The organism is Ligilactobacillus murinus DSM 20452 = NBRC 14221, from assembly GCF_001591685.1.
GTDB lineage: Bacteria > Bacillota > Bacilli > Lactobacillales > Lactobacillaceae > Ligilactobacillus > Ligilactobacillus murinus.
In genome coordinates, this window is record NZ_BCVJ01000042.1 from 1 (window position 1) to 18,036 (window position 18,036).

Sequence of the window (18,036 nt, forward strand, 5' to 3'; positions counted from 1 at the left end):
TCTATATTTCTTTCTAATAATATAGAATTAATAGATATTATTCTATATTATTCTACATTTTATATAGCAGGCAAAAATGGAACAGCAGAAAAATTTTAGTAAGAAAGCTACTAAAAGAAAACGTGCGCCATTATCCAAGCATCACCATATGACTATCCGATGGGACGAATTTATCGGAGATGCCGGCGATGAATTGGCAATTGATGCAAGTTTAAAGGAGAGAGCAGCGATCGTTGGGCGGATCGGGATCTTGATGCTTGCCTGTGGAACTGGAGCCTGGCGCGTTAGAAATTCAATGAATAGTATTGCCCGAGTTCTAGGCTTGACCTGTACGGCTGATGTTGGGCTAGTCTCGATCGAATACACTTGTGTCGAACTTGATGAAAGTTACACCCAAACTTTGGCATTAGCGACTTCAGGGGTCAATACAAGTAAGTTGACTGATCTTGAGTGGTTTGTGCGCGAATTTGAACGCCACGGCCGGCAGATGACGATCTCAGATATCCATTATTTGATCGATCAGATCCGAGCTAAATCAGGCTTATATAAACCGCCTGTTTTAGGTTTAGCAGCTGCCCTTGCTTGCAGTGCTTTTGTTTTTTTGCTCGGTGGTGGTTTGATCGAAATGATCTGTGCCTTTATAGGGGCGGGCTTTGGTAATTATGTGCGCGCTAAGATGAATCAGCACAAGATCACATTATTTGCAGGGATCTTCGTCAGTGTGGCGGTAGCCTGTTTGATGTATATGGTCTCTTTTCGAGGACTCGAGGCATTGTTTTTGGTTTCTAGTCGACACGAAGCCGGCTATATAGGGGCGATGTTATTTGTGATCCCAGGCTTTCCATTTATCACGAGTGGATTAGATATCGCTAAACTTGATATGCGTTCAGGATTGGAACGCATGGCACATGCCTTGACGATCATCATCGTTGCTACTATGGTCGGCTGGTTGACTGCGATGAGCATCAACTTCAAGCCTGAAGATTTTATCCCCTTACAACTGACTTCTTGGCAGTTGCTTGCTTTAAGGTTACCAGCTAGTTTTTGTGGTGTCTTTGGCTTTTCTTTGATGTTCAATAGCTCACCTAAACTAGCTTCAACAGCAGGAGTTATCGGTGCTTTGGCAAATACGTTACGTTTGGAATTGGTCGATTTTACCAATGTTCCCCCTGCAGCCGCCGCGTTTGTTGGCGCCTTGTTGGCGGGGTTGTTAGCTTCGATCTTAGGGAGAAAAGCCGGTTACCCCCGCATTTCTTTGACAGTACCTGCGATCGTGATCATGGTTCCTGGGCTTTATATGTATCGGGCGGTGTACAACATTGGTTTAAATTCGATCAGTGTGGGGGCCTATTGGTTGACCCAAGCAACATTGATCGTCTTGGCTTTACCTTTGGGCTTGATCGCAGCCCGGATCTTGACGGATCCAAAATGGCGGTATAGTGATTGATATTTTAATAAAAAAGAAGCGACAGACCTTTTTTGACGCTTCTTTTTTCGTTATAGTAGTAGAAGTAAGAGCAATTGGAAAGGAAACGAAACGACGGATGACAAAGTTAGTATTGATCCGGCATGGCCAAAGTTTAGCTAATCAAGAAAATGAATATACTGGCTGGTCGGATTCGCCTTTGACCGCTCAGGGTATCAGAGAAGCTAAAATAGCTGGTGAAAAATTACGTCAAACAGGGATCGTGTTTGAGCACGTACATACATCAGTTTTGCAACGTGCGATCAAAACAGCTGATATCGTGTTAGCTGAGTTAGGGCAGGAGTATTTACCGCTCACCAAAACTTGGCGGTTAAATGAACGACATTATGGCGCATTGCGGGGACTAAATAAAGACTATACCCGTAAACTTTATGGTAAAAAGCAAGTGGCTTTGTGGCGCCGGTCATTTGAAGCTGTCCCACCTTTGTTGGAAAAACCACAAAGCGATCGCCGTTATCAAAAGTATCCTAAAACGATCGTTCCACGAGCCGAGAGCTTAAAACAGGCTTCAGCTCGGATCATCCCTTACTGGGTCGATCAGGTCGCTCCAAAAGTACTGCAAGGAAAAGCGCAGTTGATCGTAGCCCATGGTAGTACTTTACGGGCGTTGATCAAATACTTAGAAGCGATCTCAGATACAGGGATCGATGGGGTCGAAGTTGCTAATGCAGCGCCGATCATCTATGAATTAGACGAGAAATTACAGATCATCTCTAAAACAACATTATAAAAAAATCTCACTGAAGTTATCAGACCTCAGTGAGATTTTTTATGATGTTAAGCTAACGAACCCATAGGATCCCAAGGTGCTAGGACTGTAGGTTCTTCTTTTAGAACTTCTTTTAATTCATCAGGTAAGAAGTTCTTGTTGATAACGATCTGGTAGCAGTATTCATTCATCCAGTCATCTGTCATCACAAAGAAGCCCTTTGTCCCGACTTTATCACCCCAAGAGTTTTCAACTTTCCATTTTGTAGGTTGCCCGTCAAGAAGATCGACCCCGGTCAAGACCATGGCATGTGTCATCAAGCTTTCGCCGTAATCTAAGCGTTCTGCTTTTGACATTGAAAGATCAACATCAAAGAGTTGATCGCGGTGATAGAGTTCAGTATCCATGATCCCTTGTTTGCGGTCAGAAGCTTGGCCAACATCACACCCAAACCAAACGCTTTCGCCCGCTTCTAATTGCTTGATAGCTAATTTTTTGAAGGTGTCCATATCAACGTTTAGATGTCGAACTTCACGCCCACCAACGACATTGCCTAACATATCAACTGTATACATGTGGTTGAAAGGCTTATCATCTGTTGGGCCGTTGATCACGGAGATGTAATCCTTGGTTTCCCAACCGAGATATTTATCGAAGAATTCTTTTGGTGTCAAGTTACGATCAAGGTGATAATTGTTAGCTTGATCACGATATTCAAAATCAAATGTTGCCGGTGGTTCACCAAAGCTGTAAGCTGCCATGCGATAAACTTCAGCTAACATTTTTTCTTTTTTGGCTTCGATCTGAGCTTTGGTTGCCTTATTTTGAACTAATTCGCGCAACAAAACGGCATCTTTACGCAATTTAAGGTTCAAAAGTGAGTTGAATTCACTTGAAGCTGAGGAATTGTGGGTCTCTGGCATAGCCGACTTAGGCACAACGCCATATTTTTCGATCAAGCCCATGATCATATCCCATTGTCCACCGTCTTGTTGTGGAGTTGCTAACAACCACGCAACTTTTCGGTCAGAAGTTGGGAAGCCGGCTGTTTTTAAGATGTTTTCATAAAAATAATTTGCTTTTTCGAGTTTATCCCAGAAGAATGTAAAGTTTTGTGATAATTCAAAATCATCTGGTAGATTTAAGCGATTGCGTAGATCGTGACGCAAAGTGTTCAAGGCTGCAAACATCCAGCAACGCCCGGATCGTTTTTGGTCAGCGACCTTACCTGTATCAAGATCGATCGAGAAAACAGGTGTTGTGTTTACTTTTGCACGATAGTCACAGCTGGAAGCTAAGATCCCATTTTGGGTCACAGTCCGTTCAAGAACACGGTGATCATTACGTTTTTCAAGTAAATTTTTAAAATTTTTGAGTTGCGCAGTGCTGATTGATTTAGTCACTGAAAATCATCCCCCTTTAATGAACTACTAATAGTGTAGTCCTCTTTTAGCTATAAGTAAATAATGAATTAGTTTTAAATTATTAAATCTATTTTTTAAAATATTAGTCTATGGTGATAAAAGTTACAAGTTTTAGCTAATTACGAGCATGTAAGACTACAGGCCCAACTTGTTTGCCGACGATCACATCGTTTACCATGTCTAAGAAAAGGCCGTGTTCAACGACTCCGACTTGGTGGATGAGATACTCAGCTAAAGCGTGTGGATCATCGATCTGTTCGAGGTGAAGATCGATGATGTAATTATCTGAGTCGGTCAATAAGAGACTACCATTTTCGTTCTTGCGGAAAGTTGGATTTAAGCCCTTAGCGGCAAAACGGTCAAATAATTTCTGGCTACCATATGGGATGACCTCAACTGGTAATGGGAAAGCACCTAATTTATCGACCATCTTGCTTTCATCCACGATCCAGAGGACTTTAGTGGAGTTGACGGCAACGATCTTTTCAAATAAAAGAGCAGCGCCACCACCCTTGATACCTTGAAAATCGCTTGAGATCTCATCGGCACCGTCGATCACGATATCGATATGATCAGCCTCATCGACTGAGATCAAAGGAATGCCTAACGCTTCAGCTTGTTTAGCCGTAACACTTGAAGTAGTCACGCCAGTTATTTGGAGATCTTCTTCAGCGATCCGGCGTCCCAAAGCGTCGACCATATAGCGGACTGTCGAGCCGGTACCTAAGCCGACGATCATTCCATTTTTGACCCATTCAACTGATTTTTCGCCTACCAGACGTTTTAGTTCATTTTGATTCATGTAAAAGACCCTTTCAGATTTAACTTATTTATTTTGCTTGAATAATAAGTGTTCAAGTTCAGGATTGGCTGCAAAATATTTTTGCGTGTAAGAGCACAAAGGCAGGATCGTCTTATTTTGCGCCTTTGCGTGCTCTAAAAAGAAGACGGTCATCTTTTTTGCAAGTCCTTGGCCGCGTGCTTGTTCAGCGACAAAAGTACGTTCGATAACATAAGTTTGGTCATTATTGATCATTTTAAAGCCAATATTACCGAGCATTTCTTGCTGCTCGTTTTGACAAATTAGCTGGTCGTCTTGCCAGATGAAATCCATATCTATCACCCCAAATTAAATAATTATCAGCGGTAAAAAACATAACATTAAATAATGTGAAATGCTGTTTGCCTTCAAAATTAATGGTATCATAAATATAGTACTGACAACTACTAAAATGAATGGGGTTTGAGAAATGAAAAGAGGATTTGAAATCGTTTCAAAATATCAAGGTGAGGACTTGACGTTGCCAGTTAGAGCAACACAAAATGCAGCGGGCTATGATTTTTGTGCCGCTAAAGATTTTGTCTTGCCAAGTATTTGGAAGCGTAACTTTTTACAGATCTTACATACGTTACGTAAACAAAAAGAGTACACAGCTAAAGAGTTAGTAGCTGCTAATAAGGTCTTAAAACCATACCTTGTACCGACGGGGATCAAGGCTTATATGCAACCTGATGAGTTCTTGATGCTGGCTAACCGTTCTAGCAATCCGCTAAAACACGGCTTGATCTTACCAAATGGGGTCGGGATCGTTGATGCTGATTATTATGGAAATGATAATAATGAAGGCGAGATCTTTTTCCAATTGGTCAATTTTGGGCTAACGGACAAAGTGATCAAAAAAGGTGAAAGATTAGGCCAAGGCATCTTTTTACCGTACCTTTTGGCTGATGATGAAACCACGCCTTTAGCTAAGAGAACCGGTGGTTTTGGCTCATCAGGACGTTAGGAATTTAAAGATATCTTATAAAATTTTTTAATAATTTTCGGGTATACTTATATTTTATAAGTAGAGGGGGGCAATTATGGCAAAAGTCAAAACTAGATATGTATGTCAAAATTGTGGCTATGTATCACCACGTTATTTGGGGCGGTGTCCTAACTGTAGCGAATGGAACACTTTAGTTGAAGAAGTTGAACAAAAAAGTGCAGCTGTTAAAGCTACCCCACGCGTTACTTTGACAGGAACAACGAATACCCCACAAAAGATCGATACGATCAAGATCTCACAAACACCTAGAGTCGATACGAAAAATGGTGAATTAAATCGGGTCTTAGGTGGGGGCGTTGTTCCCGGTTCAATGGTCTTGATCGGGGGCGATCCTGGAATCGGTAAATCAACGTTACTTTTACAAGTTTCGGGAAGTTTATCAGACCAAGGGGGAAAGTTGCTCTACGTTTCGGGTGAAGAAAGTGCAAACCAGATCAAGATGCGTGCCCAACGCTTGGGAGTCTCAGGCAGTGAGTTTTACCTTTACCCTGAGACCGATATGGGCAGTATTTTACAAAATATCGAAGACTTAAAACCAGACTATGTCATCATTGACTCAGTTCAAACGATGCAGATGCCAGAAGTTACTTCGGCGGTCGGGAGTGTAGCTCAGATCCGCGAGGTGACTGCTACTTTGATGCAAGTTGCTAAGACAAATGGGATCACGATCTTTATCGTTGGTCATGTGACTAAAGGTGGCGCGATCGCTGGGCCCAAGATCTTAGAGCATATGGTCGATACGGTGTTGTACTTTGAAGGTGACATGCATCGCACCTACCGGATCTTACGTGCAGTCAAAAATCGTTTTGGTTCGACTAATGAGATCGGTGTGTTTGAGATGCGAGATGGCGGGCTAGTTGAAGTCCCTAATCCATCTGAGATCTTCTTAGAAGAGCGTTTAAGTGGTGCGACCGGTTCGGCTGTCGTGGTCTCAATGGAAGGAACACGGCCGATCTTAGCAGAGATCCAAGCCTTAGTCACCCCAACAGCCTTTGGCAACGCTAAGCGGACCACGACAGGACTAGATCACAATCGGGTCTCGTTGATCATGGCAGTGCTCGAAAAGCGGGCTGGGCTACTTTTACAAAATCAAGATGCTTACTTAAAAGCCGCTGGGGGCGTTAAATTAGATGAACCAGCGATCGATCTAGCTATCGCGATGAGTTTGGTATCGAGTTATCGTGACCAACAGACCGCACCAGATGACTGTTTTATCGGTGAATTAGGTTTGACCGGTGAGATCAGACGGGTGACTCGGATCGACCAAAGAATAGCTGAAGCAGCTAAATTAGGCTTTAAACGGGTCTTTATCCCTCAAAATAATTTAAATAGTCTGGAATTGCCAACTAATATCGATGTAGTTGGCGTTAAGACGATCAGTGAAGCTTTACGGCATATTTTTTAAGAAAGGGGTCATTAATACATGCGCAAACGAATAATTCAATTGATCTTTGCGTTCCTTGGTATCGGGGCGGGGTATTCCTTTTTACCCGGTCTGTGGAACCTATTAAACATCCAATTACAAGTTTTATATAATCCGATCGTAAATATGTTTATCGGGTTAATTTTAATGATGCTATGCTCATTTATTTTAGCGGAACCACTTGAAGGTGCGCTAAAAAAAGTCGAAGAGACACTGGCTAAACAAAAGACCGAAGCGATCATTTCTGAGAGTATTGCAATTATTGTGTCACTTGTGATCGCAGTCTTGATCTCAACGCTTTTCTGGCAATCACCACTGTTCTTTATCAATACGATCTTGCCAGTGATCGTGATGATCTTATTTGCCTATCTCGGCTGGTTCGTAGGTCGGACGCGTTTGGGTGATCTGCCTAAGTTGTTTTCGGCGCGGTCTAAGAAAAAAGAAGTCGAAGAAAATAATGTTTTAGAACGTAAAGTAGGCGACAATTTCTATAAATACAAATTGTTAGATACTAACATTTTGATCGATGGTCGGATCTATGATCTCGCCAAGACTGGCTTTTTAGAAGGGACCTTAGTCGTACCTAACTTTGTCTTGTATGAATTGCAATATATTGCTGATTCAGGTGATAGCATCAAACGTGTTCGCGGGCGCCGTGGGCTGGATATTTTGAATAAGTTGCAAAATGAAAATATCGTACCAGTTGAGATGTATGAAGGCGATTTTGATGACATCCAAGAAGTTGATTCAAAATTGATCAAGCTCGCTAAGATGTTAGATGCAGTGATCGTAACTAATGACTATAATTTGAATAAAGTCAGCGAATTTCAAAATGTGAAGGTCTTAAACGTCAATGCTTTGGCTAAATCCCTCAAGCCTCGAGTGATCCCTGGTGAACGCTTGAACGTCATGGTGATCAAGAACGGGACTGAGCGTCAACAAGGGGTCGCTTATCTTGATGATGGCACGATGATCGTGGTTGAAGATGGACGTTATTACATGAATAAGACGCTCGAAGTTGAAGTTACTTCAGCGATCCAGACCGATGCAGGGCGGATGATCTTTGCGAAACCTTATCATTCTAAGAAGAAGTTACGGGAAAAAAACTAAGGAATTAGCCTAGAGTAGTTTATTTTTTACCTTATTCATTGTAAAATTGTAGGGTATGTAAAGTAATAACAAGAAAGAGGCGCTTAAATTGGCAAAAGATAAGATTCGCGTTCGTTATGCACCAAGTCCAACGGGGCATTTGCATATCGGTAATGCACGAACCGCGTTATTTAACTATTTATTTGCACGTCACAATAAAGGGACATTCGTTTTAAGAATTGAAGATACGGATACTAAACGTAATATTGCAGACGGCGAAAAAAGCCAGCTCGACAACCTTAAATGGTTAGGGATCGACTGGGATGAAGGTCCAGATAAACCAGGTAAATATGGTCCTTACCGTCAATCCGAACGTAAAGATATCTACCAACCATTGATCCAAGAATTATTGGACAAGGGTCTAGCGTATGAATCTTACATGACAGAAGAAGAATTACAAGCGCAACGTGAAGAACAAAAAGCTAACGGTGAAGCACCACGTTATATCTACGAATACGAAGGTATGACAGCTGATCAGATCAAGGCTTCACAAGAAGAAGCTAAAGCAAAAGGCTTAAAACCAGTTATCCGGATCCGTTTACCACATGATAAGGTCTACGAATGGGATGATATCGTTAAAGGTAAAGTTAGCTTCAATTCCGATACTATCGGGGGCGACTTTGTGATCCAAAAACGCGATGGGATGCCAACTTACAACTTTGCGGTAGTTGTAGATGATCATTTGATGAACATCACACACGTTTTACGTGGGGATGATCACGTGGCTAACACACCAAAACAATTGGCGGTTTACGATGCTTTTGGCTGGGAAGCGCCAGTCTTTGGGCATATGTCACTTATCATCAACTCCGAAACAGGTAAGAAACTTTCCAAGCGTGATGAATCTGTCTTGCAATTTATCGAACAATATCGTTCATTAGGTTACTTGCCAGAAGCAATGTTTAACTTCATCACCCTGCTCGGCTGGTCGCCAGTGGGTGAATCTGAGATCTTCTCACAAAAAGACTTTGTCAAGATGTTTGATCCAAAACGTTTAAGTAAATCACCAGCAGCTTTTGATGGTAAGAAACTTGAATGGATCAACAACCAATATGTCAAATCAGCTGATAGTGATGAGATCACAGATTCATCTTTGAAGCAATTGATCAAAGCAGGCAAGATCAAAGCAGATCCAGATACGCTGAAGATCCAATGGGTCCGCCAATTAGTTAACTTGTATAAGCGTCAAATGTCTTATACGGGTCAATTAGCTGAAATGGCTGAGATCTTCTTCACTGAACCACCAATGCTAGATGAAGAAGCTAAAGCCGAATTAGCAGATGAGTCAGCAACGATCGTGTTAGAAGAATTTGCTAAGCAAGCAAAACAATTACCGATTTTTGATGCTGTCTCGATTCAAAACATGATCCGTCAGATCCAAAAAGATACTGGTGTGCGTGGGCGTAAGCTTTACATGCCTATCCGGATCGCAACGACGCGTGAAATGCACGGACCAGAATTAGCTCCTTCGATCGAGCTTTTAGGTCGCCAAAAAGTTTTGGAACATTTGGATAAGACTTTAGCTGAAATGAAAGCTTAGAATATAATAACAAGCTGCGATAAAAAGACATTAGTCTGCGCAAAGGCAGCTTAATCAGGGCTGTGACAAAAGTTGCAGCCCTTTTGTTTACATCCTTTGCGCCTAATAACGTGTTGCGCAAGTTTAAGGCTAGTGAATAACAGTGCTTTAAGCCAGATGCAAAAAGCGCATCAGCCTTAAAGCGCAGTTATTCATACGCCTAAGCCCAACTTGCTCCACACTCAAGATAACGTGTTGCGCAAGTTTAAGGCTAGTGAATAACAGTGCTTTAAGCCAGATGCAAAAAGCGCATCAGTCTTAAAGCGCAGTTATTCATACGCCTTAGTTAAACTTGCTCCACACTCAAAATAAAAGGGGGTTTACAAGATGATCCAGATCTATAATACTTTAACAAAAGAAAAAGAAGCATTTAAACCGCTTGTTGCAGGTAAAGTCAGCATGTATGTCTGCGGGCCAACTGTCTATAATTATATTCATATCGGTAATGCCCGCTCAGCGATCGCTTTTGATACTGTTCGACGCTACCTTGAATATCGAGGCTATGAAGTAAATTATGTTTCTAACTTTACCGATGTTGATGATAAGATCATCAAAGCTAGTCAAGAAACGGGGCTGTCGGTTCAAGAAGTAACAACTAAATTTATTGCAGCTTTTTATGAAGATATTGCTGCGTTGAACATCAAAAAGGCAAGCAAAAATCCGCGAGTCATGGAAAATATGCCAGAGATAATCGATTTTATCGCTACTTTAGTGGATAAAGGCTATGCCTATGAGGCGCAAGGTGACGTCTATTATCGTGCCCGCAAATTTAAAGACTACGGAAAACTTTCGGGTCAATCGATCGATGCCTTAGAACAAGGGGCCAGTGAACGTGTCCAAGCAAGTGATCAAGGCAAAAAAGAAGATCCATTAGATTTTGCCCTTTGGAAGAGTGCTAAGCCTGGGGAGATCGCTTGGGATTCTCCTTGGGGCAAAGGGCGTCCCGGGTGGCATATCGAATGTTCCGTGATGGCTGGTAAATATCTCGGTAAGACGATCGATATTCACGCTGGCGGTCAAGACCTGGAATTTCCCCACCATGAAAATGAGATCGCTCAAAGTGAGGCTAAAAATGGTCAAAAATTTGCCAACTATTGGATGCACAATGGCTTTGTGACGATCGGTCAAGACGATGAAAAGATGAGTAAGTCACTAGGCAATTTCGTAACAGTCCATGAATTAGTCAAAAAACTCGATCCACAGATCGTCCGCTTTTTGATGGCAACGACACAATACCGCCATCCGATCCGCTATAGCCAAGCTAATTTAGATGATGCTAAGACTAACTTGAACAAACTAAAGACAGCGGCACAAAATGTGCGCTATCGCTTGGAAGATGCTGGAGAGGGTGCGCTCGAAAGTTCGGTCCAAACCAAGGTCGAAGCATTAGTGGCGAAATTCAAAGTAGCGATGGATGATGACTTCAATACGCAAAATGGGATCACAGTGGTCTATGAATTAGCACGTGAATTAAATGTTTATGCAGCTAGAGAAGAGGTCAACCGTGCAACTTTGGAATATCTTTTACAAAATTTTGCAACTTTAGTCGAAATTTTTGGGATCGAATTTGAAAATGAAGAGCTCGGTGATGAAAAAATCGAAGCGTTGATCAAAAAACGTGATGAAGCACGAGCAAACCGTGATTTTGCCACAAGTGATGAGATCAGAGATACTTTGAAAGATCAAGGTATCATTTTAGAAGATACCCCACAAGGGACACGATGGAAGAGAGGCTAAAATGGCAGATTACAAACAAGTAAATGGGATCGCACTTGCTTATATGGGAGATGCGATCTATGAAGTCTATATCAGAAAGCATTTATTAGATGAAGGGATGACCAAACCAACACGTTTGCATCATCGCGCAACGCATTATGTGTCGGCTAAAGCCCAAGCAATGCTCATCAAGAAAATGGAAGAACAAGAACTGTTAACACCAGAAGAACAAGAGTATTTCCGCCGCGGGAGAAATGCGAAGAGTTATACTTCGGCTAAGAACACTTCCGTTGTGACTTATCGGATCTCGACTGGTTTTGAAGCTTTGTTTGGTTATCTTTATCTAAGTGGACAGACAAAGCGTCTAGATGAATTAGCAGCTTGGTGTATCAAAACAGTTGAAGCGGAGGGGAAATAATGGCAACAAATGAAGATTTTGTGATCGGACGCCACCCAGCTGTGGCAGCTTTGAAGAGCAAGCAAGCGGTCAATAAAGTATTTTTGCAAGCAGGTTTAAAAGCTGATGCCTTAAAAGAAGTGGCTAGTTTGGCCAAGAAAAAAGGTGTGATCGTCAACCAAGTTCCAAAAGCTAAGTTAGATCTATTAGCTGATGGCCAAAACCACCAAGGAGTCGTATTGGCGGTAGCAGCTTATGAATATGCGAGTTTAGATGATCTATTTGCTAAAGCCCAAGCTAAAGCTGAAGATCCATTTTTCATCATCTTAGATGGTATCGAAGACCCACATAATTTAGGATCGATCATGCGAACGGCTGATGCTGCGGGAGTGCATGGGATCATTATCCCTAAGCGGCGCGCTGTGCAATTGACTTCGACAGTAGCCAAGACTTCAACTGGCGCGATCGAATATGTGCCAGTATGTCGCGTAACTAATCTCGTGCAGACGGTCGAAGAGCTTAAAAAACGTGGTGTTTGGGTCTTTGGGACTGATATGCATGGGACTGATTTTAGAAAATGGAGTGCCAAGGGGCCGACTGCTTTGGTGATCGGCAATGAAGGTAAAGGGATCGCTCCATTACTTAAGAAAAATTGTGATGAGATGTTGACGATCCCAATGGTCGGACATGTTCAAAGTTTAAATGCTAGTGTTGCCGCAAGTCTTTTGATCTACCAAGGCTTTACTTCACGGGGCAACTAACGATGAAGAAGCGAATTTTGATCGTTGATGCCTACAATATGATCGGGCATTGGCCAGAATTAGAGAAGTTGAAAAAGGCCGATCGTTTAGAAGAAGCCCGGGATAAACTATTATATATTCTCTCAGATTATTATAAGCAAAGTAATGCAGAGATCATCGTAGTTTTTGATGCGATGTATGTGCCAGGATTATCAAAAAGTTATGAACAGTACGGTCTGCAAGTTGTTTGGACTGATGAAGGTCAAACAGCTGATAGTTATATTGAAGCTTTAGCTGGAAAATTACAGACACGTCTGACCCAAGTAGAAGTTGCGACCAGTGATGGAGCTGAACAGTGGACGATCTTTTCCCAAGGTGCTTTGCGCAAGCCCGCTTGGGAATTGTACCAAGATATAAAACGAGCCAAGCGTGAAGTGCACGTGGCTGCAAGACAATATCAAGATCAAGCGTTAGTTAGACGCTCGCCGTTTAGTGATGAGCAGTTGGATGTCTTAGCTAAGTTGCGTGATGATCTGTCTAAATAAGCGTTATAAAAGAAGACCACCCGAATTTTTGAAAAAATTCGGGTGGTCTTTTTGTAAATAAAACTCCTGTATCAATCGACCAAAGTAGCTGATTGCTGATAGTGTTTTGGTGTCTTGCCCACGATCTTTTTAAAGACCCGTGAGAAGTGAGATGCATCTGCAAAACCAAGAGTATAGGCTGCTTCATTGGTTGTAACGTTTGACTTGAGCATGAGTTTTGCTTCTTCGATTTTACGCTCGATGATATAATCTTGGACTGTTGAGCCTAATTCAGTCTTAAAGAGTGTCCGCAGTTTAGATTCACTGATATTGAAATAACTGGCTAACTCTTTGACTTTCAAAGGGCGATACATATTAGTGTTGATATATTGAATGATCGAAGTTGTCAGTGGTGACAAATGTAAGGTGATGACCTTATTTACTTCGCTCGTGTAATAAACGATCGCCGAATCTCTGACCTGCAAGATCTCATCTAAAGTATTACTTAGCTCAGTCTTTTTGATGAAAAGATCACGACTACCATAAGCAGTGATGATATCCATGCCTAACTCGATCCCAGCCTGAGATAGTTTTTCAAAGACCACGATCGAATAATTTTTTTCTGAACGTAGGGTATCGTCTGTAACCGCAGGGATGACACCATTGCTTAGTTTGAAGATCATATCGCGTAATTTATTGACATCGCCACTACGCACATAGTCTAATATTTTGTGTTCATAGAGATAGAGATACATATTTGAATCGAAGTTTTGAGAAACCAAATATTCGATCCGTTCATCGGTGATCTCAGTTGAGTATTTCTTTGTTTCAAGGTGGATCTTATCAGACATTAGATCTTTTATTTCACCAGAAAAGAAGTAGTGGACCATGATCAAAATATCACGGAGTTCACTAGTTGAAAATAACGGTAGGTCATTTAAATAACTATAGAGGATCTCTTGATCTTTAGCGCCGATCTTTAAATCTTTCATTTCCTTGTAGAAGAAAGTTTTGTCAACGATATTGCATTTGAAGGGACCAAATAGGATATGAAAATTCTCAAAATTATAGAGTAAAAACATGTCGTTTAGTTCCCCACTAATGAAACTGAATAACTCATGTGAATTCAAAGCTTCATTTAGAATATTTTCATAGTCGTTAAAGAGCACCGGTGTCTGATTAGAACGATACTCTTCGATGATCTCTAGGTTTTCGTCAAAGACAATAATTGGAAGTCTAAGACAAACATGCAGAGATTTTATCATTTTTAGCCTTTTCATATAAATCGTGACCTCTTTACATATATAAATTAAAATAAATACATAAACTTTTTAATAATTTATCAACTCAAGTATCATTATAACTTTTTTCAGTCTAATCTAGTCAAGAGATAGAACACTTTTACAAATTTTATTGAAAAATACAATTATTTATATAAAATTCATAACGTTTTTTACAATTTTTATTGAATTGTCCATTTCTAAAATGTTAAACAGTATTTATAATCAATATAGTTCTAAAATTTAAGTTAAAGGAGCGAAACATAGACAATGGTCTCAAGAAATAATCGAGATCTATATTTGCGAAAATCTGCCAATAAAGTTTCCAAATATACGATCAAAAAGCTCAGTGTAGGTGTAACATCGGTTTTAGTAGGTACGGCCTTCTTCCTTGGGCAAGCCACAGGTGCTAGTGCAGCTGAACAAAATACTGATACCGATAAGCAACCAGAGATCGCAACTCAAGATGATTCTTCCACAAACATCAATGAGCAAACGGTCAAGTTGAAAGCTGCATCATCAACTTCTTCCACCTCTTCCACTAATGATGATGTGACAACAGCTGATAATACTTCTGAAACAGCAGAAGCTAACGAGAATACTCAAACACAAGCATCAGCTTCCACTTCCACCGATGATGCTACAACACAAACAACTTCCTCCGCTAAAGAAGAACAAAATACGCAAGTAGACAACAGTAAACAAGAAGATACAGTAACAAACGAATCAACAAAAGAATCTACACTATCCAATAATGATGAAACAAAAACAGCTGTAAGTCAAGTAAATGAAGAGACAGCAGCTGATAAAGCTCAAGTTGTTGAAACCAATCCTGTTTTCCGGGCTGCAACAACAGCAAATGATAACAGTACTTCCACCACTGTCAACAACTGGACAGGTCTTGTCAATGCCTTAAACAGCTCACAATATAACACGATCAACGTTAGCGGTATGATCACAGCTGGTTCAAGTTCAGTTTATGCTAATGGTCGCAACGTTGTGATCAAAGGGACTAACAATAATTCTGGTATCAACTTTGGTACTAACCCATTAAAAGTAAATGGTAACTTGAACCTTACTTTTGACAATTTGAACTTGATCACTTCAAGTGCAAATGGTGCGGTAACATTTACAGGTAATAACTCAACAGTTACTTTTAAAGATGTAAGACATTCCGGTGCTTCCCTTTACGGTGGGAGCGGAAAGGGAGATGTCGTGATCGATGGTACGACGACATCGACAGTTTCAACTTCAAGCAAACCAACAGTTGACACCTATAAAGCTAACGGTAACGATGCTAACATTTGGGGTGCTAAGTCAGTAACTATTAAGGATGGGGCTAACTTTACCCTTAACCGTTCTGCGATCGGTGATGGTATCAACTTACCAGACGGTTCCACGGTTCGTGTTGGTGACAATGCTACAATGACGATCAACATGAACACTAACAATGCAACCGATAGTGCTCGTTATCATGATGCCGGGATCTTCATGTTAAATGGTGGTAATTTCTTAACAGGTAAGAACTCCACTGTCAATATGAACACAAGCATCGGTCAAGCCGTTTCGATCGGGGCAACTCGTCCAGGCATTGCTACCACTGATAAAGATCGTTTTGGTGGTTATGCAGCACGTTCACGTAATGCAGGTCCAACAACAGTAACGTTTGGTGATTACTCGACCTTTAACTTTACTGGACGTGATGGTTTTATCTTAGGTAACAACGCAAACTTTACTTCTGGTGAATATTCAAATGTTCACTTCCAAAATAATGGTCGTGGGGTTGCGTTAGATCTCGCTAATAACTCAAACATCTTGATCTCTAAGCATTCCAATACATTGTTTGAATCAAATGGTAAGACCGGTACGTCTGGTAGTTATGATGGTTATAACTATATCGGGGTCAACGAAGGCGGTAATATCACGATCGATGAATACGCTACTTTCCGCGTTATTTTGACTGGTCGTGGAGATAATCCATGGGATGACGTTATTTCTTTAGATTCACAAAATGCTAACACACATGCAGCCTTTACATCTAAGAAAGGTGCAGTTGTTGATATCCGTGATGACAATACGAACTTCTACGCTGAATTGATCTCATTCCCATTAGGTGCAGCCCAATCAGTGATCGACATTCAAGATCCGTTGTACCTTAACTTGCAACGTTACTCTGCTGGTGGTGCCACAACAGGTTGGATGCCTGTTGGTGGTGTAAGTATCAATACTACAAATGAAAAGTACACGGCTAACTTGATCTATATGGGAGGCACAAAAGGTGTACTTAAGATCGGTGGTACAGATTACGTTGTTTACCAACAGATCAAGTCTGATAGCGCACAGCAAATTTGGTTGAACGTTAACTCAGTAGAATTTGATAAAAATGGATTTGCGGCTAAAGATATTTGGAATAACGGGGCAAATCCTGATTCATCGATCAGTGGTGTAGGATTAACAGCTGGTATTCTTGCAAATGATATCAAGGATAATCAAACTTCTCCAACAGTCAAAGGCGCAAAAGGTACAGCACCATACTATGGTATCTCTACGATGCGTGCTTCCCACCAGATCTGGTTCCCACACTCAACAGAAACACAAGCAGCTGGACAACATCAAAACGTGATCAAGTATGTTTACGAAGATGGTACTGAAGCAGCTCCAACAGTTACCCAAACTGTTGATGTAACACGTGATATCGTTATTGAATTGACCCCAGAACAAATTATTAGTGTCAGAGATTACGGTAAAACGCATAATGCTGATCAAATCTTAGATTACCTCAAGAATTTGTATGTTGTTTCCAAAGATTCGGGTTGGAAGGTTGCTAATGGCTCTAACACTAAGACAGCTTATGATGCAGTAGCAACACCAGAGATCGCTGGTTATACTGCAAGTATCAAATCAACTAATGCAAATGGTGTGACAGTCGGGGGGAATGCTGCTTCGATCCACGCTACTTTAGATATTCCAAATGATACTGTCGTTGAAAATGGTAAGTTGACTGAAGCTTTCAAAAATAATAACGGTGTGGCACCAATGCCAGCTAACTACGAAACAGTTATTGTTTATAAGAAAGTAGTTCAACAACAACCTGTAACGATCATTTATCAAGACAAGACAGAAAACAACAAGGTCCTTGAGACTAAAGAACTTAAAGGGACACCAGGTGATTCTTTAGGATATACGACTAAAGATACGATCGCTAGCTATGTTGCTAAGGGTTACAAATTAGTCAGTGATGGTGTACCAGCCAATGCTACATTTGGTGATGCACCAGAAACATACTATGTAACATTAGAACATGATACTGCTCCAGTTGGACCAACAGACCCACATGAACCGGGCACACCGATCAACCCTAATGATCCAGATGGTCCAAAATGGCCTGAAAAAGACAATTATGAAAAGGAATATACTTCAACCGTTGAATTTGTTGATGAACAAGGCAATAAGATGCCTAATATTCCTGATGATAAGCAAACATCTACTTGGACACGTACTTTAAATGTAGATAAAGTTACAGGCGAGATCTTAAATCCAAATGAAGCTTGGACTCCAGATAAGCCAAATTACTCTAAAGTAAACGTTCCAGTAGTTCCAGGGTACTATGCTGACAAGTCAGTTGTTCCTGAAAAGCCAACTGAACAAAAAGATCTGGTCGAAAAAGTTGTTTACAAGCCAATGGGTAAGGTAACACCAGTCGATCCAAAAGGAAATCCAATTCCAAATGCACCAACGCCACAATATCCAAATGATCCAACAGATCCAACCCAGGGTGGC

At 41.1% G+C, this 18,036-nt stretch carries 15 protein-coding genes; 11 read left to right on the forward strand and 4 right to left on the reverse strand.

Annotated features, from left to right (window positions below; genetic code table 11):
- The first annotated feature begins 76 nt into the window (after positions 1–76).
- Together LMU01S_RS07820 and LMU01S_RS07825 are read left to right on the forward strand one after the other, a co-directional pair.
- Complete coding sequence (locus LMU01S_RS07820; RefSeq protein ID WP_004051779.1) at positions 77–1,447, forward strand: threonine/serine exporter family protein; 1,371 nt, start codon at positions 77–79, stop codon at positions 1,445–1,447.
- A gap of 97 nt (positions 1,448–1,544) precedes the next feature.
- Positions 1,545–2,216, forward strand: coding sequence for a 2,3-bisphosphoglycerate-dependent phosphoglycerate mutase (locus LMU01S_RS07825; protein ID WP_004051778.1), 672 nt, complete (start codon positions 1,545–1,547; stop codon positions 2,214–2,216).
- Positions 2,217–2,263: 47 nt separating this feature from the next.
- On the opposite strand, the gene LMU01S_RS07830 is transcribed toward LMU01S_RS07825, so the two are convergent.
- The 3 genes from LMU01S_RS07830 to LMU01S_RS07840 all read right to left on the reverse strand — a co-directional run bounded on the left by LMU01S_RS07830 (position 2,264) and on the right by LMU01S_RS07840 (position 4,733).
- Positions 2,264–3,598, reverse strand: a complete 1,335-nt coding sequence (locus LMU01S_RS07830; RefSeq protein WP_056960054.1) for a C1 family peptidase — start codon at positions 3,596–3,598, stop codon at positions 2,264–2,266.
- 136 nt (positions 3,599–3,734) lie between these two features.
- Positions 3,735–4,421 carry a ribose-5-phosphate isomerase RpiA gene (gene rpiA, locus LMU01S_RS07835; protein WP_056960051.1) on the reverse strand — a complete coding sequence of 229 codons (687 nt, stop codon included), beginning with the start codon at positions 4,419–4,421 and terminating at the stop codon, positions 3,735–3,737.
- Between the two features lie 24 nt (positions 4,422–4,445).
- The gene (locus tag LMU01S_RS07840; protein WP_039936561.1) at positions 4,446–4,733 is read right to left on the reverse strand and encodes a GNAT family N-acetyltransferase; all 288 of its coding nucleotides are present in this window, start codon (positions 4,731–4,733) and stop codon (positions 4,446–4,448) included.
- Positions 4,734–4,869: 136 nt separating this feature from the next.
- Here LMU01S_RS07840 and LMU01S_RS07845 point away from each other — a divergent pair, with 136 nt between their 5' ends.
- The 8 genes from LMU01S_RS07845 to LMU01S_RS07880 all read left to right on the forward strand — a co-directional run bounded on the left by LMU01S_RS07845 (position 4,870) and on the right by LMU01S_RS07880 (position 12,997).
- The gene (locus LMU01S_RS07845) at positions 4,870–5,406 is read left to right on the forward strand and encodes a dCTP deaminase/dUTPase family protein (protein ID WP_056960048.1); all 537 of its coding nucleotides are present in this window, start codon (positions 4,870–4,872) and stop codon (positions 5,404–5,406) included.
- A 76-nt stretch (positions 5,407–5,482) separates the two neighbouring features.
- Positions 5,483–6,853, forward strand: coding sequence for a DNA repair protein RadA (gene radA / locus LMU01S_RS07850; RefSeq protein WP_056960046.1), 1,371 nt, complete (start codon positions 5,483–5,485; stop codon positions 6,851–6,853).
- Positions 6,854–6,871: 18 nt separating this feature from the next.
- Positions 6,872–7,981: a PIN/TRAM domain-containing protein gene (locus tag LMU01S_RS07855; RefSeq protein WP_056960045.1), complete on the forward strand. Its 1,110-nt coding sequence runs from the start codon at positions 6,872–6,874 to the stop codon at positions 7,979–7,981.
- A gap of 88 nt (positions 7,982–8,069) precedes the next feature.
- A complete protein-coding gene (gene gltX / locus LMU01S_RS07860) occupies positions 8,070–9,560 on the forward strand; it encodes a glutamate--tRNA ligase (RefSeq protein ID WP_056960043.1) in 1,491 nt (496 codons plus the stop codon).
- 366 nt (positions 9,561–9,926) lie between these two features.
- Positions 9,927–11,336, forward strand: a complete 1,410-nt coding sequence (gene cysS / locus LMU01S_RS07865; protein ID WP_056960041.1) for a cysteine--tRNA ligase — start codon at positions 9,927–9,929, stop codon at positions 11,334–11,336.
- A 1-nt stretch (position 11,337) separates the two neighbouring features.
- Entirely contained in the window at positions 11,338–11,733 is a 396-nt protein-coding gene (locus LMU01S_RS07870) for a Mini-ribonuclease 3 (protein ID WP_004051767.1), read from the forward strand.
- Positions 11,733–12,473 (forward strand): 23S rRNA (guanosine(2251)-2'-O)-methyltransferase RlmB, encoded by a 741-nt coding sequence (rlmB, locus tag LMU01S_RS07875; protein ID WP_004051765.1) that lies wholly within the window; start codon positions 11,733–11,735, stop codon positions 12,471–12,473. Before LMU01S_RS07870 ends, rlmB begins: the two co-directional genes overlap by 1 nt.
- Before the next feature lie 2 nt (positions 12,474–12,475).
- A complete protein-coding gene (locus LMU01S_RS07880) occupies positions 12,476–12,997 on the forward strand; it encodes an NYN domain-containing protein (protein WP_056960038.1) in 522 nt (173 codons plus the stop codon).
- 71 nt (positions 12,998–13,068) lie between these two features.
- Here the strand turns inward: LMU01S_RS07880 and LMU01S_RS07885 are convergent, their stop codons facing one another.
- On the reverse strand, positions 13,069–14,256 hold the full coding sequence (locus LMU01S_RS07885) for a YSIRK-targeted surface antigen transcriptional regulator (RefSeq protein ID WP_061773565.1): 1,188 nt from the start codon (positions 14,254–14,256) through the stop codon (positions 13,069–13,071).
- 270 nt (positions 14,257–14,526) lie between these two features.
- Here LMU01S_RS07885 and LMU01S_RS07890 point away from each other — a divergent pair.
- Positions 14,527–18,036: mucin-binding protein (locus LMU01S_RS07890; protein ID WP_156470396.1), on the forward strand; the 3,510-nt coding region annotated here is incomplete at its 3' end.

What these genes read in the sequence shown, in the direction of transcription:
- radA (WP_056960046.1), top strand. Translation starts at nt 5,483, where the DNA reads ATGGCAAAAGTCAAAACTAGATATGTATGTCAAAATTGTGGCTATGTA.
- LMU01S_RS07870 (WP_004051767.1), top strand. Translation starts at nt 11,338, where the DNA reads ATGGCAGATTACAAACAAGTAAATGGGATCGCACTTGCTTATATGGGA.
- LMU01S_RS07845 (WP_056960048.1), top strand. Translation starts at nt 4,870, where the DNA reads ATGAAAAGAGGATTTGAAATCGTTTCAAAATATCAAGGTGAGGACTTG.
- cysS (WP_056960041.1), top strand. Translation starts at nt 9,927, where the DNA reads ATGATCCAGATCTATAATACTTTAACAAAAGAAAAAGAAGCATTTAAA.
- LMU01S_RS07855 (WP_056960045.1), top strand. Translation starts at nt 6,872, where the DNA reads ATGCGCAAACGAATAATTCAATTGATCTTTGCGTTCCTTGGTATCGGG.
- LMU01S_RS07825 (WP_004051778.1), top strand. Translation starts at nt 1,545, where the DNA reads ATGACAAAGTTAGTATTGATCCGGCATGGCCAAAGTTTAGCTAATCAA.
- rpiA (WP_056960051.1), bottom strand. Translation starts at nt 4,421, where the DNA reads ATGAATCAAAATGAACTAAAACGTCTGGTAGGCGAAAAATCAGTTGAA.
- LMU01S_RS07880 (WP_056960038.1), top strand. Translation starts at nt 12,476, where the DNA reads ATGAAGAAGCGAATTTTGATCGTTGATGCCTACAATATGATCGGGCAT.
- LMU01S_RS07820 (WP_004051779.1), top strand. Translation starts at nt 77, where the DNA reads ATGGAACAGCAGAAAAATTTTAGTAAGAAAGCTACTAAAAGAAAACGT.
- LMU01S_RS07840 (WP_039936561.1), bottom strand. Translation starts at nt 4,733, where the DNA reads ATGGATTTCATCTGGCAAGACGACCAGCTAATTTGTCAAAACGAGCAG.
- LMU01S_RS07885 (WP_061773565.1), bottom strand. Translation starts at nt 14,256, where the DNA reads ATGAAAAGGCTAAAAATGATAAAATCTCTGCATGTTTGTCTTAGACTT.
- rlmB (WP_004051765.1), top strand. Translation starts at nt 11,733, where the DNA reads ATGGCAACAAATGAAGATTTTGTGATCGGACGCCACCCAGCTGTGGCA.